The sequence below is a fragment of the Methylobacterium sp. WL1 genome (assembly GCF_008000895.1).
Classification (GTDB): domain Bacteria; phylum Pseudomonadota; class Alphaproteobacteria; order Rhizobiales; family Beijerinckiaceae; genus Methylobacterium.
Genome location: NZ_CP042823.1, coordinates 4,983,433 through 5,000,654 on the forward strand (window position 1 = coordinate 4,983,433; position 17,222 = coordinate 5,000,654).

Annotated in this window: 23 protein-coding genes; 4 read left to right on the top strand and 19 right to left on the bottom strand. The window is 69.1% G+C overall.

The genetic code is table 11. The annotated features are described in order from the left end of the window. Positions 1–62 precede the first annotated feature (62 nt). The 19 genes from FVA80_RS24295 to FVA80_RS24385 form a co-directional block, all read right to left on the bottom strand. Positions 63–938, bottom strand: a complete 876-nt coding sequence (locus FVA80_RS24295) for a transglutaminase family protein (protein WP_147907775.1) — start codon at positions 936–938, stop codon at positions 63–65. Between the two features lie 94 nt (positions 939–1,032). After that, positions 1,033–1,809 carry a hypothetical protein gene (locus FVA80_RS24300; RefSeq protein WP_210249190.1) on the bottom strand — a complete coding sequence of 259 codons (777 nt, stop codon included), beginning with the start codon at positions 1,807–1,809 and terminating at the stop codon, positions 1,033–1,035. After that, positions 1,806–2,792: a mechanosensitive ion channel domain-containing protein gene (locus FVA80_RS24305; protein WP_147907776.1), complete on the bottom strand. Its 987-nt coding sequence runs from the start codon at positions 2,790–2,792 to the stop codon at positions 1,806–1,808. Before FVA80_RS24305 ends, FVA80_RS24300 begins: the two co-directional genes overlap by 4 nt. 46 nt (positions 2,793–2,838) lie before the next feature. Next, positions 2,839–4,011 carry a chromosome partitioning protein ParA gene (locus FVA80_RS24310; protein ID WP_147907777.1) on the bottom strand — a complete coding sequence of 391 codons (1,173 nt, stop codon included), beginning with the start codon at positions 4,009–4,011 and terminating at the stop codon, positions 2,839–2,841. 31 nt (positions 4,012–4,042) lie between these two features. Beyond that, positions 4,043–4,354, bottom strand: a complete 312-nt coding sequence (locus FVA80_RS24315; protein ID WP_147907778.1) for a hypothetical protein — start codon at positions 4,352–4,354, stop codon at positions 4,043–4,045. A 24-nt stretch (positions 4,355–4,378) separates the two neighbouring features. Next, complete coding sequence (gene aqpZ / locus FVA80_RS24320; RefSeq protein ID WP_147907779.1) at positions 4,379–5,149, bottom strand: aquaporin Z; 771 nt, start codon at positions 5,147–5,149, stop codon at positions 4,379–4,381. Beyond that, positions 5,149–5,505: a DUF3618 domain-containing protein gene (locus FVA80_RS24325; protein ID WP_147907780.1), complete on the bottom strand. Its 357-nt coding sequence runs from the start codon at positions 5,503–5,505 to the stop codon at positions 5,149–5,151. The genes aqpZ and FVA80_RS24325 overlap by 1 nt, the downstream gene beginning before the upstream one ends. Continuing rightward, on the bottom strand, positions 5,495–5,908 hold the full coding sequence (locus FVA80_RS24330; RefSeq protein ID WP_243959425.1) for a phage holin family protein: 414 nt from the start codon (positions 5,906–5,908) through the stop codon (positions 5,495–5,497). The genes FVA80_RS24325 and FVA80_RS24330 overlap by 11 nt, the downstream gene beginning before the upstream one ends. Then, positions 5,905–6,303 (bottom strand): hypothetical protein, encoded by a 399-nt coding sequence (locus tag FVA80_RS24335; protein ID WP_147957885.1) that lies wholly within the window; start codon positions 6,301–6,303, stop codon positions 5,905–5,907. Before FVA80_RS24335 ends, FVA80_RS24330 begins: the two co-directional genes overlap by 4 nt. 96 nt (positions 6,304–6,399) lie before the next feature. Continuing rightward, positions 6,400–6,762 (bottom strand): CsbD family protein, encoded by a 363-nt coding sequence (locus FVA80_RS24340; RefSeq protein ID WP_147907783.1) that lies wholly within the window; start codon positions 6,760–6,762, stop codon positions 6,400–6,402. Between the two features lie 63 nt (positions 6,763–6,825). Next, a complete protein-coding gene (locus tag FVA80_RS24345) occupies positions 6,826–7,017 on the bottom strand; it encodes a hypothetical protein (RefSeq protein ID WP_147907784.1) in 192 nt (63 codons plus the stop codon). Positions 7,018–7,131: 114 nt separating this feature from the next. After that, a complete protein-coding gene (locus tag FVA80_RS24350; RefSeq protein ID WP_147907785.1) occupies positions 7,132–7,578 on the bottom strand; it encodes a YidB family protein in 447 nt (148 codons plus the stop codon). A 45-nt stretch (positions 7,579–7,623) separates the two neighbouring features. After that, entirely contained in the window at positions 7,624–7,881 is a 258-nt protein-coding gene (locus tag FVA80_RS24355) for a 3',5'-cyclic-nucleotide phosphodiesterase (RefSeq protein ID WP_147907786.1), read from the bottom strand. An 83-nt stretch (positions 7,882–7,964) separates the two neighbouring features. Then, positions 7,965–8,855: a YsnF/AvaK domain-containing protein gene (locus tag FVA80_RS24360; protein WP_147907787.1), complete on the bottom strand. Its 891-nt coding sequence runs from the start codon at positions 8,853–8,855 to the stop codon at positions 7,965–7,967. Beyond that, complete coding sequence (locus tag FVA80_RS24365; RefSeq protein WP_243972356.1) at positions 8,852–9,349, bottom strand: YsnF/AvaK domain-containing protein; 498 nt, start codon at positions 9,347–9,349, stop codon at positions 8,852–8,854. The genes FVA80_RS24360 and FVA80_RS24365 overlap by 4 nt, the downstream gene beginning before the upstream one ends. A 2-nt stretch (positions 9,350–9,351) precedes the next feature. Further along, complete coding sequence (locus tag FVA80_RS24370; protein WP_243959480.1) at positions 9,352–10,227, bottom strand: PhnA-like protein; 876 nt, start codon at positions 10,225–10,227, stop codon at positions 9,352–9,354. A gap of 154 nt (positions 10,228–10,381) precedes the next feature. Next, the gene (locus FVA80_RS24375; protein WP_147907790.1) at positions 10,382–10,642 is read right to left on the bottom strand and encodes a GlsB/YeaQ/YmgE family stress response membrane protein; all 261 of its coding nucleotides are present in this window, start codon (positions 10,640–10,642) and stop codon (positions 10,382–10,384) included. 255 nt (positions 10,643–10,897) lie between these two features. Next, the gene (locus FVA80_RS24380) at positions 10,898–11,095 is read right to left on the bottom strand and encodes a hypothetical protein (RefSeq protein WP_147907791.1); all 198 of its coding nucleotides are present in this window, start codon (positions 11,093–11,095) and stop codon (positions 10,898–10,900) included. A 105-nt stretch (positions 11,096–11,200) separates the two neighbouring features. Beyond that, a complete protein-coding gene (locus FVA80_RS24385; RefSeq protein WP_243959482.1) occupies positions 11,201–12,646 on the bottom strand; it encodes a helix-turn-helix transcriptional regulator in 1,446 nt (481 codons plus the stop codon). 303 nt (positions 12,647–12,949) lie between these two features. On the opposite strand from FVA80_RS24385, the gene FVA80_RS24390 reads away from it, so the two are divergent. From FVA80_RS24390 to FVA80_RS24405, 4 genes are all read left to right on the top strand, one after another. Next, positions 12,950–14,923, top strand: a complete 1,974-nt coding sequence (locus tag FVA80_RS24390; RefSeq protein WP_147907793.1) for an AI-2E family transporter — start codon at positions 12,950–12,952, stop codon at positions 14,921–14,923. 66 nt (positions 14,924–14,989) lie between these two features. After that, the gene (locus tag FVA80_RS24395) at positions 14,990–15,196 is read left to right on the top strand and encodes a hypothetical protein (protein WP_147907794.1); all 207 of its coding nucleotides are present in this window, start codon (positions 14,990–14,992) and stop codon (positions 15,194–15,196) included. 247 nt (positions 15,197–15,443) lie between these two features. Further along, positions 15,444–16,643, top strand: a complete 1,200-nt coding sequence (locus FVA80_RS24400; protein WP_246692124.1) for an alpha/beta hydrolase — start codon at positions 15,444–15,446, stop codon at positions 16,641–16,643. A 170-nt stretch (positions 16,644–16,813) separates the two neighbouring features. After that, positions 16,814–17,110 carry a DUF1236 domain-containing protein gene (locus FVA80_RS24405; RefSeq protein ID WP_243959432.1) on the top strand — a complete coding sequence of 99 codons (297 nt, stop codon included), beginning with the start codon at positions 16,814–16,816 and terminating at the stop codon, positions 17,108–17,110. The last annotated feature ends 112 nt before the right edge of the window (positions 17,111–17,222 follow it).

Below are 17,222 nucleotides of genomic sequence, written 5' to 3' on the forward strand. Positions count from 1 at the left end.
CACCGGCGGTTCGCATGCGACGCCGGACCGGCCGTGGGATGAGGTTCCGGCGTCACCGCGGTTCAGGCCTCCGAGGATGCCGGCGACCTAGCACCCGAATGGGGCTCCGTCGTGGCCTCGTCGGCAACCTCCACCGTGTGCACGTCGAACTGCGCCAGCAGCGCCGTGCCGAAGCTCGTCGAGATCGCGACGTCGGTGGCGTCCCGACCGCGGGCGATCACGATGCGTCCGATCCGGCGGGCGTTATGGCGGGCGTCGAAGGTATACCATCGCGGCCCCTCGGGACCGTCGAGGAACACCTCGAACCACGCAGAGAAGTCCATCGGGTTCGGATCGACCGGAACGCCGATGTCACCCAGGTAGCCGGTGCAGTAGCGCGCCGGGAAGTTCATGCATCGGCACAGGGTCACAGCGAGGTGGGCGAAGTCGCGGCAGACGCCGACGCGTTGGTTGAACCCGTCGAACGCGGACCGCGTCGCATCGGCGAGCTGGTAGTCGAACCGGATGCGCTCGTGCGCCCACGTCACGATGGCCGCGACCCGCGCCCACCCCTCGGGCGCCCCGCCGAAGAGCGACCACGCGGTACCGGCGAGCTTGTCGGTGTCGCAGTAGCGCGAGCCGAGGAGATAGATCAACACCTCGTCCGGCAAGTCCTGGACCGGGATCTGCCGCGCGTCGGGGGCGTAGGCGTCGGGCTCGCCGCTGTCGTGGATCAGGAAGTCGGCCGAGACGGTGACCCGCCCGCCGGGCGAGAGCAGCCTCACGCAGGTGTTGCCGAACGTGTCGGTGTACTTCCGCATCGGAACCGGCGGGTCGACCCGCATCGCATCCGAGGACAGCAGGTCGTGGGCCCGCGACGGATGGACGTCGAGTTGGTAGATGATCGGCGTCGGCCCGAACGTGTCGTAGCCGATGGTGTACCCCGTCCTGATCCTCATGCTCATCCCCGTGAATCGAGTCCCGTCGTCCCGTCCCGCTCGGCGGCGACCATCGAGGTCTGCATGAGCCGTGCCCGTGTTCCGAGAGGACGGCTCAAAGCGTCAGAAGCAACGCGGAATACCCGGCCGCTCCCAGCGCGAAGGCCCAGAACCGGCTCTGCCGCTCGCTCGGCACCTCGTTCTTCAAGACGTTGAGGATCACGCCGCCGCCGAGGAAGGCGGTCAGCGCGGCGATTGCGGCACCGGACACGGTCGTCAGGGCGCCGAGCGCGAACCCCGCGAGCACGGCGGCGGCCAGGACCCAGCGGCCGATCCTGCGGTAGGCCGCCTTGTGGTCCTCGTTCAGGCCGTAGTCGGTGACCACGAAATGCAGCGACATGGCCACCGTGAAGAAGGCCAGGAAGGCGAAGGTCATGACCTCGCGGTGCAGGAGGAGGTACCCGACTAGGCCGTTGTAGAGGCCGAAGGATGCCATTTGGATACAGAACACGCCGACCCCGGTGCCGACGTCGGACGCCGCGGTGGAACTCCGGGCATCGGTGACCGCGAGGCCGGCGCGGCGTGATCGGTCGACCTTCGCCAACCGGTCCAATCCGTAGAAGGCCATCAGGCCGGCAAGCGCGATCAGGTAGACATGCCGCTCCGAAAAGCCCCCGAAGGTGCCGCCGGCCATCCGGCCGACGCTGGCCTCGCCATCGGCTAATTCCGGCAGGAAGTGGACGAAGACGTAGGCCACCGCGACCCCGCCGGCGGCCGACAGCCAGATGCTTCGGGGCGAACCGTCGAGGAAACGCAAGGTAGGCGTCACGACGTGGACGAGCGCCAGCACTACCGCCGCCAGGGCAGCCAGGAACGGAATCGTGGTCGTCACTCGGCAGTTTCCGAAGAGGCGGCGGCACGCCCCATGCGGCGCCGACCGGCGAGCTCGACCGGCGGTAGCCCGACGATGTCGTAGGTCGCCGACGCGATGCCGATGCCGGCGTCGTCCAGGCCGGCCAGGATCTCGCGGCTCATCGCGTCCTTGGCCCCACGAATTTGGTGTGTGCCGAGGATGAAGCGGACGGTGAGCTCCAGCCAGTTGTCGGTGATGCGGAAGAACACCCGCGGCTCCAGATCGACCGGCTTGACCCCGAAACGGTCCTGTAGCCGCGCCTTGGCCTCCCCGGCCATCGCGGTGGCGTCGAGGGCGTGCCGGCGCGCGGCGGCGAGCATGATCGCCTCGACCTTCAGGCGGTCGGACTCGTAGGTGATGGGGATAGCCATCTCCTCCCAGATAAAGGGGAAGTCGCGGGTGTAGTTGAACACCGGTTCCGAGAAGATCTGCGCGTTGCTCACGGTGACGATGCGGCCGGTGAACTGGCGGCTCCTGACCCACATCGCCGGGCTGCTGCCCTGGACCGCCGGGGGCTGGCCCATCTCCATGATGGTGGTCTGGATGAAGCCGAGGCGCAGCACGTCTCCACGCACGCCGCCCATGGTGATGCGGTCGCCCACCGTAAAGGTCGAGCCGCGCAGGATCACAAAGTAGCCGGCGAGCGACGTGATCACCTGCTGCAGGGCGAAGGCGAGGCCGGCCGAGAGCAGTCCGAAGGCGGTGGCAAGCCGGGCCGGGTCGTTGAACCAGATCGAGAGCAGCCCGAGGACCAGCAGCACCGCCGCGAGCAGGCTGATGCCCTGGCGCGTCCAGAACTTGGTCTGGAGCGTGGAATGGTCGGTGCGGGTCAGGACTAGCCCGACCAGCGCCCGAAGGCCCATGCCACCGCCGACGACCACCGCGATGAACACGAGCGAAAGGACGAGTTTCCGCCCGTTCTCGGCGTTGACGCCGACCCAGTCGATTCCGAGGAAATGCAAGTCTTCGCCCTTCGGGTAGGTCGAGGTGTATCGACGATGTGCCGGTTCAGTCCGCCTTCGGTACGGTGGTGGGCGCCGGAGACTGGGACGGAACGGGCTGCACCGTCATGGCCGGGGGCTGGTCCGAGAGCCCCTGCCGGGCTTCCGCGAGCTTAGCCTGGGCTGCCGCGAGTTCCTGGCGGGTCATCCCGAGCCGGTCTTCGAGGGTGGCCATCTCCTTGTTGCGCGTGGCCAGCGTCTCGGTCAGGGAGGCGAGTTGCGCCTGGGCGTCGGCCTGTTGCTTCCTTAGCGCTTCCACCGCTGCGGTCGCCCCGTCACGGTCGGCCGTCAGCTTCTGGATGGCCTGCTCGGCCTGACCGCGCTCGGAGATGACCCGGTCCCGCTCGGCCTGGGTCGTGGCGAGATCCTTCCGGGTCGACGCCAATCCGTCCTTGGCCTGCTGCAGTTGCTGGCCGGCCTGGGTGATCTCGGCGGTCAGCTTGTCCTTGTTGGCGTCGAGGCCGGCGATGGCCTGCTCCAGCTCGCCCCGCTGCCTCGTCGACTGCTCCGTGGCGGTACGGGCGTCCGCAAGTTCCTTCTGCGCCGCGGCCGAGCCCTCGCGGGCCTTCTGCTGGCTCTCCTCGGCCTTGGCCAAGTCAGCGGTCTTGGCGGTCGCCTCCTGGGACATGGCGGCGATGTCGGCACGCAGCTTGGCCTCCTGCTGGCGCGTATCCTCAAGGCGGCGCCCGACGTCGGCGAGCTCCTTCGTCCGGGCGGACGCCGCCTGCTCGGCCGCGGTGATGGCCTCCTTCATCGGCGCGAGCTTCTGCTCGGCCTGGCCGACCTGCGCCTGAAGGTCGGCCAGCTTCCTGGCCTCGGCCTCGGATGCGGACTTCGCCTCGGTCGCCTTCCCCTCCGCCGCCTGTCGCTCCGAGGCGAGGTTCGCCGCCTTCGCCTTGGCCTGCTCGCCGGCCTGGGTCGCGTCCCGGTCCTGCTGCTGGGCCGAGGCGATCCTGGCCTGGAGCGCTGCCAAAGTGCCGGCGGTCGACCGCTGCTGGTCGAGGTCACCCTGGAGCGCCGTCTGCCGGGCTTCCAGATCACCGATGCGGTGGTCCCTCGTCGTCCGCTGCCTGGCGCCGGCGATGGACGCCACGACGAGCCAGACCAGGAGAACCGCCGCCACGACGGCGAGGCTGAACGGGAGGGGTCGGCGCAGTTCCGGGAGATAGTCGATGGTCATGGCGGTCTCGCGGGCTTGGAGGGGTTTGGGGTCAGATCGAGGAGGCGGCCTCGCCCGGGGTCGGTTCGGCACCTGCGGCTCCGGGCTCGGGTCCACGTACGGGCGGGGCCGAGCCCGCATGTGCCGCCTCGACCAGGGAGCCGATCATCGTCAGGAGCGCGCGGTGCTCGGGCGATCCGTTCCCGGAAGCCAGGAAGCTCGTAAGCTCGATCCGGGACGGCGCCCCCCCGGACGGTCCGTTCGGCTCGTGGAAGACGAACACGTCGGCCTGGTCGTCGCCGTGGCAGAGGAACCAGCGGTCGTCGTTGCTCCCCGCGTGGATCAGCGTCCGTATGGTGGTCATCGACGGGTCCCTCGGGAGGTGGTGCTAGAACTCGGTCGGCTTGATGCCCGCCTTCTCCAGTCGCTGTTCGAGCTCGGCCGGAAGGGCCTGCACCGCCTGGCGCACCGGCATCTGCAGCACCGGATCGAGGGCACGCATCGTCGAGTACAATCCCGCCGCGGCGGCTCCGCCGAGGAGCGGAGCGAGAACGAATAGCCAGAGCTGCCCCACGGCGTCCCAGCCGGCGAACAGGGCCGGGCCGATGCTCCGGGCCGGATTGACCGAGGTGTTGGTCACCGGGATCGAGACGAGGTGGATCACCACCAGGACGACGCCGATGGCGAGGCCGGCGAAACCCACCGGCGCCTTCAGGTCGGTCGCCCCGAGTATGGTGAGGACGAGGAGCGCCGTCATCACGAACTCGACGATGAACGCGGCACTCGCTTTGTAGTGGCCCGGCGAGCGCACGTCGTAGCCGTTCGATGCGAAGCCCGAGGAGACGTCGAAGCCGGGATGGCCCTGCGCCACCACGTAGAGGACGTAGGCCGCCACGATGCCGCCGAGGACCTGCGCGGCGACGTAGCCAGGCAGACGGGCGGCGTCGAACTTGCGGCTGAGCGTCAGCCCCAGGGTCACCGCAGGATTGAGGTGGCAGCCGGAGATCGGTCCGAGCGCGTAGACCATCGCCATCAGGACGAAACCGAAGGAAAGGGCGACGCCGGCATAGCCGATGTGGTCGGCGGCCGGGACCGCGCTGCCGCAACCGCAGAACACCAGGACGAAGGTGCCGACGAACTCGGCGACGTACGGGCGCATCAGCGGGATTCCTTCGGGATGGTGGCCCCGGGGTTCGGGTTGGAGGTGACGGCCGCCGCGGCGTACCGGTCGGGATCGCACACGGCGCGGTAGGTCGCAGCCGGTCGCCGCCCGCCACCCTTCAGCAGCATCGCCACGCCGAGGCACATCAGCAGGACAGGCACCGGGTTGCGGCGGACCGCTTCGAGGGCGCCCTCGTAGAGGTCGGCCCCGGTCCCGTCGCGGCGGACGGTGCCGAGCATGTCCTCGACGATGCCGGTGGGGGTGAGGCGCTGCGTAAGCCTGTCGAGCGTCCGGTCCAGGCGGCCACGGCTCTCCTCGATCTCGCGTTCCAAGGCATCTGCGTCACTCGTCATGCGTCACGCGCTCCTTGATGACGGTGGCGTCGTGCCGAAGCTGTCGGCCCGTCCGGGTCGGGACGAGCCCGTCGACCGAGAACCGGCGTCTGGCGAAGAACGCCAGAACAACGCCGATGACGAGGAAGGCGACGCCGACGATCAGGGCGGCGAGCGCCTCCGAGCCGACGACGGTGGCGAGCCACTTCACCAAGGCGTCGACCAACTCCAGGAAGCCGACGACTGCGAACACGGCCGCGCCGGCCATCGCAGCGAGGCCGACGATCAGACGTCGCAAGTTGTCGGCCATCTCCTGGCGGAACAGGGCGATCTCGCCCCCTAGGACATCGCCGGCACCCCGGAGTGCTTCGGCGAGTAGGCCCTGGAGCCCGCCGGACGGCGGGGGGTGGGGAACGGCGCTCACGGATACCCGCCCCATGCCTGCTTGTGCTCAGGAACCTGCGACTTGCGGGCATCGCCTTCGCCGGACCGGAGGACGTGGAAGGCACCGTACCCGAGCGCTCCCACCACCAGGGCCGTCGCCAGCGGATTGCTACGCGCGGCTACCTCGGCATCACGATAGAGCTCTCGCCAGCCGCGGCGAGCGACATGACCCGAGAGCGCATCGAGGTTGTCGGCGACCGTGTGGACGAACGGCTTCGCCTGCGTCTGTCCGTCAAGCTCTTTGCCGCCCGAACGCAGTGCCCGGGCGAGTTCGGACAGGAAGCTGGCCGCCTCGCTCTTGCGCCGGTCTGCATAGCCACCGGCTTGGTCGCGCACGGCATCGGCCAAGCCGGCCGGCGAGCGTGCCGCCTGCATAGGGCCATCGGCGGCTGGGGCCGGCCCCGCAGGTCGGGTGGGATCGTTCACGGCGATGCTCCGGACCTGCGAGAGGACTTTGATGGGCTCCCGGGCCTAGCGGCGGCCGTGGACGACCATGGCGAGGAGGTAGCCGAGCGCGCCGGCCATCGCCGCCATCATCAGCGGGGACTCCTTGGCGTAGCTCGTCACCGTGTCGGCGCCCTGGCGGTAGGCGCGCTCGGCGTCGGGGAAAGCATCGCGACCCTGCTTGAGCGCGCCCTGGGCGAGGTCGCCGGCCTGGTCGGCCACGTCGCGCACGGCGTCCTTGGCCTGCCCGTACAAGTTCTCGACGTTGCCCTTGGCCTCGTTGGCCGCGCCCTTGGCCTGGGTCTCGCGGTCGCTGGTGAGGTCGCCGACGGCGCCCTGGACCTTGCCGCCGAACTCCTTCGCGGCGCCGGTGATGCGGTTCTCGTCCATGGTTCTTCTCCTGGTTTGGTCCCGGACGCGCGGGATGCGCGTCCGGGGATTGGGTCGGGTCGATTACTTTCCGGCGCTCTTGCCGTGGGCCTTGGTCGAGCTTTCGTGCGCCTTCTCGGAGTGGCCGTGGGCCTCCTTCGAGTGCTTGGCAGCGGCGGTCTCGTCGCCCTTCTCGTGATGCTCGGCCGCGGTCTTGTGCGACTTGGCGGCGGCCTCGTGGTGCTTGGCAGCCTCGGCGTGCGCGGTCTTGGCCATGGTGGTGTTCCTCGAATGGCACCGTCACGGTGCTCGTTGCGGTCGCGTCGACCGGCGCGTGCGGTCGGAAAAGGACCCGACCGGCGTGCGGGATGTCCTCAGGCGCGAGGCGCGTCAGTGCGCCGGCAACCTGCCGTCGGGGGTGTAGCGGTCGACCGCCGACGGAAGCTCCCGTGAGAGCCTGGAAAGGAGTTCGTCGCTCGAAAGGCCGGTCTGCTTTGTCAGGGTCGCGAGCAGGTCGGAGCCGAGGGCGGAATGCATGTGCTCAGCCGGAATCTCGGTGTTCCGGCCCTGCCGGACCCATGAGTCCGCAGCCTCGCCGTGACCGTTGCCGCGGAAATGCTCGATCAGCTGGCCGAGGCCCCCGCCGAGCAGTCCACCGGCACCGGCACCACCGAGGTTGCCCAGGATGCCGTCGAGCCCTGGTTGGCCAAGCGTGGCACCGGACGGGTTGGCTTCGGAGGCGCCCTTCAGCATCTCGGCGATCTTGTCCTTGTTCTGGTAGCCCGCCACGGCGAGCAGCCCGAGCAGGGCGGTCATGGAGGGGAAGCCGTCACTCATGTTCATTCTCCCGTTCGGGTGTTCGACGTACGGGTTCGGGGCGGCTCAGGACCTCGAACCGGTTCCCTTGGATGCCTTGTATTCGTCGATGGCGGTCCGGCAGCCGGGCGAGAGCTTGCCCATGTTCCTGCCGAAGCACGCGACCACCTCCGGGCCCTTCGGGTCCATGCCGTTGCAAAGGCTGAGATAGTCCCCAGAGCAGGACGTCCGGAGATGGCCCGTGGCGGCATCGTCGCCCTGGGCGCCGGCGGATCCGGCCGCCATGACGAAGGAGAGGACAAGGAATCGGGTGATGCGGATCATGGGGCGGCGGCCGTGCCTGTTGCTTGCCCGAGGGTTCGCGCGTCAGAAGGGAGAGGTCCGCGGGACCCCTCCCGACCAGGCGCTCAGACCGGCTTGCGCGGGGCGGTCCCGGCGGTGCCGGCCGTACCGGTACGCTCGACGTTACCCCGCTCGTCGGTGACCTCGACCTCGGTGTGGCGTACCTTGTCGGTCACGGTCTCGACCCGCTGGGTCGCGTCCTTGCGGATGCCGACCTCGCCGACGACGCGGGCCTCCTTCGAGACCACCGCCTGCTCGCGCATTTCGGTCGCCTCGATGACCTTGTCCTCGAACAGGGCCATGTCCCCCGGCGTCACCGCCCGGTCGACCACGCGGCGGTCGACGCGTACGGTCTCGTCGTGCAGGGTGACATTCTCGCTGACGTCCTTCTCGACCGCGTAGGAGCGCACCCGCACCCGGCCGCTGTCGACCATGCGCTTGCCGACGTTGAGGCGCTCCTCGACCACCGGGATGTAGTCGGTGCGCTGCGCGGTCTCCTGAGCCGCGACGGTCTCGGTGGAGCCCGCCGCACGCAGCCCCGTCGTGGCAGTCGTCGATGCGGGAGCAACGGCCGCGACCGGCGCGCCCGCAGCCTGCCCGTTCCAGCCCTCCTTGCGCCAGGACGCCTCGCGCTCGTCCATGTCGACCGAGCCGTGCTCCTCCAGGATGTCGTAGGTACGCTCGGCGTACCCGTCCTCTACGGTCGCGGTCAGCATGGTGCCGCCGCGGTTCAGTCCCTCGGCGTGGAGGTGGCGGTCCTCCTCCGGCATGAAGAACTCCTTCAGCGAGCCCCACATGCCGCCCTCGTGGGTCGTGGCGGCGCCGGTCGTCGTGCCCGCCTCGCTGCCGGATAGGATCCGGACGCCAACCTCAGGGATGCCGATGGCCACAAGCTTGGCCTTCGCGGCCGTCGCCTCGGGGTAGGTGTCGTACATGGCGGTGATGGTCTGGGTCATGGTTCGACCTCCGATGGGGGTGCAGGGGACAGGGCCGTGACGTGCCCCTCGGGGGACACGCGTTCGATCACGGCGTGCTGTCTGCGCAGCGTCACCGGCATCTCGACGTCCTCGCCCGCCGTGGTCTGGCGGACGTGCACCTCCTCCCGCAGGACGAGGCGCTTCTCGACGACGAGGATCTCTTCCAGGATGGGGATGATCGTCACCCCGTTCGCCTCGCGGACCACCGGGGGCGCTTCGCCCTCGGCCAGAGTCCGGTTGATGGCCACCCGGGTGACCCCGACCATGTCGCTGCGCAGGGTCTCGCGCAGGACCTCCTCGACCGTCTCGGTGCGCGTCGTGACCCGCACCCGCCCGGTCTCCACCGCCCGCTTTTCGATGCCGGCGGTCTCGGCGATCAGCGGGAGGACCGCCTCCTCGCCGACGGCAACCTCCGCCGCCGGCTCGTTCTGCGCCCCGGAGCGATACGGCTCGGTGGCGGCGGGGGCGTTCACGATCAGACTCGACGCTGTGTGGTGGCGGCGACGGCGGTGCGGGTGAGCACCGGGTCGACCGCTGCACCGCGTCCGGCGAAGAAGGCGGCAAGCGCACCGAGGATCAGCGCCAGGGCGCCGTAGAGCGCCCCCTGCGAGCCGACGCGGGCGGCGGTGTCGGCCGCCTGCTTGGCCTGCTCCTTGGTCTTGGCGACCGTGTCGTTGAACTGCTGCACGTACTGGGCAACCTGGGTCCGAGCTTGGTCGACCGGGATGTTCTGGGCCTTGGCCAGCGCCTGGGCCGCTTTCTCCTGCGCGTCCTTCTGCTGGGCGGCGTCACCGGTCACGGCGGCGCGCATGGCGCTGACGGCAGCGTTCTTCAGGGCCTCGGGGTCATTGCCGGTCGTGCCGCGGACTTGATTCTCGATATTCGAGAACGGGTTGTCCATGCCCGGCAGCGACGGGCCCGCGGCCTGCGCGGCGGTCTTCACAGAGCCGCCGATCAAGTTGCCGGCGCCGCCGAGAGTGCTCGACACCGCGCTCGACGCGCCGCTGACGATGCCGCCGACCGCCGATGACAGCAGGTACACGACGACCAGGGTCGAGACCGCCCAGGCGATCAGCCCGTGGTAGGCGGTGGTGGTCCGGGCCGGCTTGCCGGAAAGGCGCCCGGCGAGCCAGCCGCCGGCGGTGGAAGCAAGGATGCCGGAGATCACGAACCAGATCCCGGCGCCGGACGAGAGCGACCCGGCGGTCGGGGTGCCGCTGCCAGCCGGGTCGACGGTCGAGAGACCGATGCCGAGCCCGACCATGTTCAGGATGACCTGGGCGACCAGCGCGATCACGGCGCCGGCGATGACGGCACCCCAAGAGATGGAGTGCAGCGCCATCGTGCGCATATCCTCGGCCGGGGTGGCCGGGCTGGTGGTCGGCAGGTCGCGGTCATAGGCAGAACGGGTGGTATCGGGGGATAACGCCATCGTAGTAACTCTCTCGTCGGGGGTGGTCGGGTCGGGCTTCGGCCGAGGATCGGCGGAAGTGGGTTCGGCCGGGTCAAAGAACCCGGCGGCGGCCCATCAGGGCGTGGTAGAGCCACAGCACCACCACGGCGCCGACGACGGCTACGAGCAGGCTGTAGAGGTTCACCCCGGACACCCCGGGCTGGCCGAACCGGTTGAATAGGAAGCCACCGACGACGGCGCCGACGACCCCGAGCAGGATGTCAACGACGAGCCCTTGGCCAGTGTTGTTGACGATCTTGCTGCCGATGAAACCGGCGATCAGGCCGAGCACGATCCAGGCGAGGAGGGACATGGGCGGTCTCCGGGCATGCGCGCTCGGTCGGTGCCAAGGCCGCGCGGGACGGGATGGGGTGTGGGCTACTCTCTGGCACGGCGGTCGCAGTGAGGCGGCTGCCTGCCGCCGAACCCGCCTGTGGTCGTTCGCTCGACGACCGGACCCGATACGCGACAAGCGCCCCGGGTCCGCGATGTTCCGCCGATTAACATCTAATCAAACCGCAATATTTCCACTTTGGTTCGTGGCGAATATTCGCGGTTTAGGTTTTCGTCAGTCGACGTCTGGTTCCGGCTTCAGTTCCGGGCGTCGTTTCCCCCTGGGGTTCGACGGCGTGATCCCGGGTTCGGGGCCGGGATCCCCGGTGAGCTTCTCCAGGGCGTCCCGTACCGAAGCCCTGACCTGTTCCAGGGTCGGCTTGAGCTCGTCCGTCCGCTTAAGCTCGTCCGCCGGCTTGGGTTCGTCGGCCATTCGCTTTCCGGTCGATGCCCAGCCTTGCGTCGTGGTTGAAGATGGCCCTGGTCCCGCCGCGTGCAAATCGTCGGAACGTACCGGTTCGAATGTTTTATGTACCGGTCAGGTCACCGGGAAGCCGTGGTCCCGGCCCCAGACCACGGCCTGGGTGCGCCGGTTGACGCCGATCTTACGGTAGAGCGCGGCGGCGTGGTTGCGCACGGTGCTTCCTGATAGCACCAGGGCCTGGCCGATGGCCTTGTCACTCTGTCCCCGGCAGATCAGGTCGAGCACCTGCCGCTCGCGGGCGGTGAGGTCGGGCGTCGCGGGCCGCGCACCCTCGCCGGGGTTCCGCAGAACCGAAAGCTTCTCGACCAGGCCGCGGCTGAACCAGGAGGCGTCGGTCATCACCGTCTCGATGGCCGAGTACAGCTCGCGCTCGGAACGCTTGCGCTCTGTGATGTCCTGCAGCACGGCCAGCACCGCATCCTCGCCGTTGATGACCACGCGCTCGGCCGAGACCAGGCAATCGAGCGCCGTCCCGCCCCCGTCGCGCACGCAGGTCTCGACGCCGAGGGCGGACCCTTCGTGAGCCAGGGTCGCCTCGAACCGTTCGCGGGCGGCGTCGTCGACCCAGAGGCCGGTCTCGGCGACCGTCCGCCCGAGGGTATCCCCCTCGGCACGGCCGAACACCCGGACGAACGCCTCGTTGACGCCTGTCACGATGTGGTCGCTCGCACGGGTCAGCACGGTCGGGACCGGGGTAAGCCGGAACGCCTTGGCGAAGCGCTCCTCGCTCTGGCGCAGGGCGGTCTCCGCCTTTCGGCGCGGTTCCAGGTCCGCGAAAGTGAACAGCATGCAGGCGACGTCGCCCATCTCGATGGGTTGGCCGGCGACGATCACGGCGTGTGTGCCACCGCCCGGGCGCTTCAGGAACGCCTCGCGATGGGGGATCGGCTCTCCGGCGTTCAGGTGCTCCAACGCCCTCTCGCGCCCGTGGGCGTCGGCAAGGAGGTCGACCTCGTACACGCTGCGCCCGAGGACCTTGTCGCGCGCGTAGCCCGTGATCTCCAGGAACCCCGTGTTCACGCGGACCAGCCGCAGGTCGGTCAGGCGGACGATCACGGCGGGGGCGGGGTTAGCAGCGAACGCGCTCTCGAAGCGCTCCTCGGCCTCGAATTGTGCCGAGATGTCCTTGATGATCAATGCCAGGAAGGTCGGGCGGCCGCCCGCGTCGGTGACCACGAGGCTGCGCAGGGAATGCACGAAGTCGATGCCGGGCCGGTCGGCGTGCCTGACCTCGACGACGACGTCGCGGAAGGTCTCGCCGTCCGTGACGCGCTCGATGGGGTAGCGGCCGGGCGCACGGTTGTTGCGGTAACGCAGGCTGAAGCGCGCGCGGTAGGCGTCGACCGTCGCGCCGAGGTCGGACAGGGCCGCCACGCCGTGCATCGCCAGCGCCGCGTCGTTGGCCCAGGAGATGCGCTGGTCCGGCTCGACCAGGATCACCCCCTCGCTCAGGCCGGCGACGAGCTGGCGGAGTTCCGAGCGGTTGGCATCGGTCGCGATGGGTCCACGTCCGGGGCCATGGCCGCCAGCGCCCCGTGCGCCCGGTGGTTCGATCTCGCGCCCGGGGGTGCGTCGGCTTCCGACCGAAGCATTTTTCGGGTTGACCTTTGGATTCATGGTCGCCCCCGTAGGCTTGGCTCAGCGTCGCGGCAGGGCGGCAGGGCCGGATCGTGTTAGGCAACACTAGCATGCCGGGCCGTGGGAGTCCCCGTCCGCAACGCCACGAGGTCCTCCGGGACAAATCGAAGCTTTCGGCGTTGAGGTGCGATGCGCCGCGGAACGTGGCGTGACCGGGAATCCCGCATGCCGATGGACGACGCCGTAGCCGCGAAGCCGCCCGCCCAGGTGCCGCCCTCGCTGGTGCCTGGCCTGCGCGGCCTGCTGACCCTCGCGGTCGGCGTCGTGCTGATCGCGGCGCTGTACTTCGGGCGCGAGGTGTTCATCCCCCTCGTGCTGGCGGTGCTCCTCAGCTTCGTCCTGGCCCCGGTGGTCAACCTGCTGCGTCGGATCAAGCTCGGGCGCGTGCCCTCGGTCATCGTCGCCGTGCTGCTGGCGCTCGGCGTGATCGGCGGCATCGGCGCGGTCATCGGCACACAGGTGGCCGGGCTCGCCGGCAACCTGCCGCAGTACCAAGCCACGGTCTCGAAGAAGTTCGCCGGTCTGCAACAGGGTTGGCTGGGCGAGGCCAATCGGGTCATCGCCAAGTTCAGCCATCAGGTCCACGATGCCACTCAGAAGGCTGACGCCGCCGGCACCACCGCGGCCACCGGTCCCGGCGGCGACACCCCGAAGGCGCAGCTCGTCCGCGTGCAGGAACCCGAGATCTCGCCGCTCGCGCTCGCCGAGAAGGTATTGGGCCCGATCTTCGAGCCGCTGACCACGGTGGGCATCGTCCTGGTCGTGGTCGTGTTCCTGCTCCTACAGCGCGAGGACCTGCGCAACCGCATGATCCGCCTGTTCGGATCGAGCGATTTGCACCGCACCACTGTGGCGATGGACGACGCGGCCGGACGGCTCGGGACCTACTTCCTGGCTCAGCTCGGCATGAACGCCGCGTTCGGCGTCATTGTTGGCGTCGGCCTGTGGTTCATCGGCGTGCCCAACCCGCTGCTCTGGGGCGTATTCTCCGCGCTGATGCGCTTCGTGCCCTACATCGGCGCTTTCATCTCCGGCATCCTCCCGGTGGCGCTGGCGGCGGCCGTCGATCCGGGCTGGAACATGGTCATCGCCACCGCGGCCCTGTTCCTGATCGCCGAGCCGGTGTTCGGGCAGGTGATCGAGCCCCTGCTCTATGGGCACTCCACCGGGCTCTCGCCCTTCGCGGTGATCGTCTCGACCCTGTTCTGGGGCTTCCTGTGGGGGCCCATCGGCCTGATCCTGGCGACCCCGTTCACCGTCTGTCTGGTCGTGCTCGGTCGCCACGTCGACAGCCTGGAGTTCCTCGACATCTTGCTGGGCGACCGGCCGCCGCTAACGCCGGTGGAGAACTTCTACCAGCGCATGCTCGCCGGAGACCCGGACGAGGCCCGCGACCTCGGCGAGCAAATGCTGAAGGAGCGCTCCTTGTCGTCGTACTACGACGAGGTCGCGTTGAAGGGCCTTCAGCTCGCCGCAAACGACTACGCACGCGGGGTCGTCACGCCTGCGCAGCTGGAGAACATCCGGGCGTCGTCCCGCTCCCTGGTCGAAGACTTCGAGGACCATCCCGACGTCGAGCCGGCCGGCACGGACGCGACGGTGAACCCGAACGACACCCCGACGCTGGCCGAGCGGGCGCATCCGAAGAACGAGGCGGTACCCGGTCAAGCGCCACCTCGCGAGGCGCTGCCGGAGGCGTGGCGCGGCGAGGCGCCGGTGCTGTGCCTGGCCGGCCGCGGCCCCCTCGACGAGGCCTCCTCGGCGATGCTGGCGCAACTCCTGCGCAAGCACGGACTCGGGGCGCGCGTGACGGCCTACCAGTCCGCCTCGCGCGAAGGCATCCGCGACCTCGACCTCTCGGGCGTGGCGATGGTGTGCATCTCCTACCTCGACATCACCGGCAACCCGTCGCACCTACGCTACCTGCTGGAGCGTCTCCGTAGGAAGTCGCGGGACGTCAAGCTGTTGGTCGGACTATGGCCCCAGGGCGAGGCGGTCCTGACCGATACGGACCTCGGTCGGCAGGTCGGGGCCGACGCCTACGTTTCGTCGCTGCGCGGTGCGGTCGAGGCGTGCCTGAGGGAGGCGGGCGCGACGAACACGGGCGACGAGACCCCGGCCGCGGCGAACGCCGCCTGAAGCTGGAACCCGCCGATGGCTTGACCGTTGTTCGGACGTCTTACAGTCAAGCCTCGGACAGCCGCCGTGAAGACAGTCTTCGCCGCCCTCGCGATCTTCCTGGTGGCCGCAGCACCGGCCATCGCTTCCGAGACGTCGAACGTCGTCAGCGGCGTCTCGAAGCCCGCGACGGTCCAGATGGTCGTTGTCATGAACGCCGCCCCGGTACCCGTCGCGCAGGTAGCGTCGACCAAGAAGGTTCGCATCGTCCTCGCCTCGCCCTTCGGTAACTGAGCTCTGCCGGCCGGCACGGTTGTCCGATGGTCCAGGAGCTTATCTTCGGGCTTGCCGTCCGCACCCCGCCGTAATCATCCGCTAGGACTTCCCGGCCTCGACGGAGCGTGACCCGGTCACCCGTCCCGGCCATGGTTCGGGGGTACGGGTGTTTCCACGGTTTGCATGTGCCGAACGGGCACTGGCCGCCACGCTGGTAGCCGCCGTCCTCGTAAGCCTCGGGGCCTGCGGCGGACGCCCGACCGGCGTGCTGCTGCCCATCGCCGACGCGGCACCGGTCGCGGGTACGTCCCGTGTCGATATGCTGGTCGCTACGACCCGCAAGTCCGCGACCGACCGCGGGGTACTGTTCTCCGGCGAGCGCGGCGAGGCCGTGACCTACACCGACCTCGCGGTGTCGATCCCGCCGGACGCCACCCGCCAGCCCGGCACCGTGCAATGGCCGGAACGCCTCCCCGGCAACCCCGCCACCGACTTCGTGGCGCTGCGCGCCGATCCGGTCGACCGCTCGAAGGTCACGGCCTGGACCGGAAAGGCGGTGCACGGACGAGGCAAGCGCCACGTCCTGGTGTTCGTGCACGGGTTCAACAACAAGTTCGAGGATGCCGTCTTCCGGTTCGCGCAGATCGTGCACGATTCCGGTGCCGAGGTCGCACCGGTGCTGTTCACCTGGCCGTCCCGCGGCTCTGTGCTCGCCTACGGCTACGACCGGGAAAGCACCAATTTCTCTCGTAATGGCCTGGAGACCCTGCTGCGCGACCTCGCCAGGGACCCGAACGTCGGCGAGGTAACGGTGCTCGCCCACTCAATGGGCAACTGGCTCACCCTGGAGAGCCTCCGACAGATGGCCATCCGCGACAAGCGCGTGGCGCCCAAGATCCGGAACGTCATCCTGGCCGCACCCGACGTCGACATGGACCTCGCCCGGGGTGCCTTCCACGATATGGGCAAGGATCGGCCGCGACTAACCCTGATGGTGTCGGGCGACGACCAGGCGTTGGCGGTCTCGCGTCTCGTCTGGGGGGACAGCGTGCGACTGGGAGCCATCGACCCGAACGCCGAGCCGTACAGGTCCGAGCTGGAGCGCGAGAACATCGGCGTCCTCAACCTGACCTCGGTAAAGTCTGACGATGCACTCAATCACGGCAAGTTCGCCTCCGGGGACGTGGTCGCGCTTCTGGGCAAGCGCCTTGCCGACGGGCAGCCGATCTCGGACGGCCAGATCGGCATCGGCGACAGGCTAGTGAGCACGGCCGCCGGGGCCGCCTCGACGGTCGCCACCGGTGCCGCACTGGCAGTCGCCGCCCCGGTGGCCATGATCGACCCGCAGACCCGCGAGACCTACGGCGACCACCTCTCGAACGTCGGAAGCGGTTTCAAGGACACCGTCGGCTCGACGGCCGACCTCGCCGCCGCGCCCTTGCGCGCTGTCACGGGCGGTCGCTGATCATCCGAAGCAAGTAAGTCTGGATGGGGCTGACTCCTCAGCCCTGCGCAGAAGAGATGATAGTGTGGAATGTCGGGCTCACCGTTGCTGCGGAGCCGTTGGCGTGGATGGGCCTCGTCCAGGCCCAGAGCCTGGAACATGGGGCTCAAGAGTGTGCTATCCGGGGTTAGATGATCGCCGGTCCCCTCGGGGCCGTCGTTGGCGATGCGGTCGGTGCGATGGTCAGCATGGCCAACGGCAGTCCCGGCGTCGACCGGCGTGCGCGTTTCCTGATCTATGCGCTGGGCGAGCGGCGGCCGTCCTTCGCCTACGTCGGTCCCCTGCGGGTCGGTACCATTCTGCCTGAGGACGGTGTTATCTACTACGACGTGCCCACCGAGTTCGCCCTGCCGAACTACAGCTACACCGTCGTCAACGACCACCCGTGCTCGTTGACCCGCGCAGGCGCCGTGTTGTCGAGATCATAGAGTAGAAATGGTTCGATAGCAGGCTGTCCGCTTTTCCGATGGGCCTACTCTCAAGCGGCCGTTCCGCTTTCGGCCATACTACGCCATGCCGGATCGCCGACCCGCGCAAAAC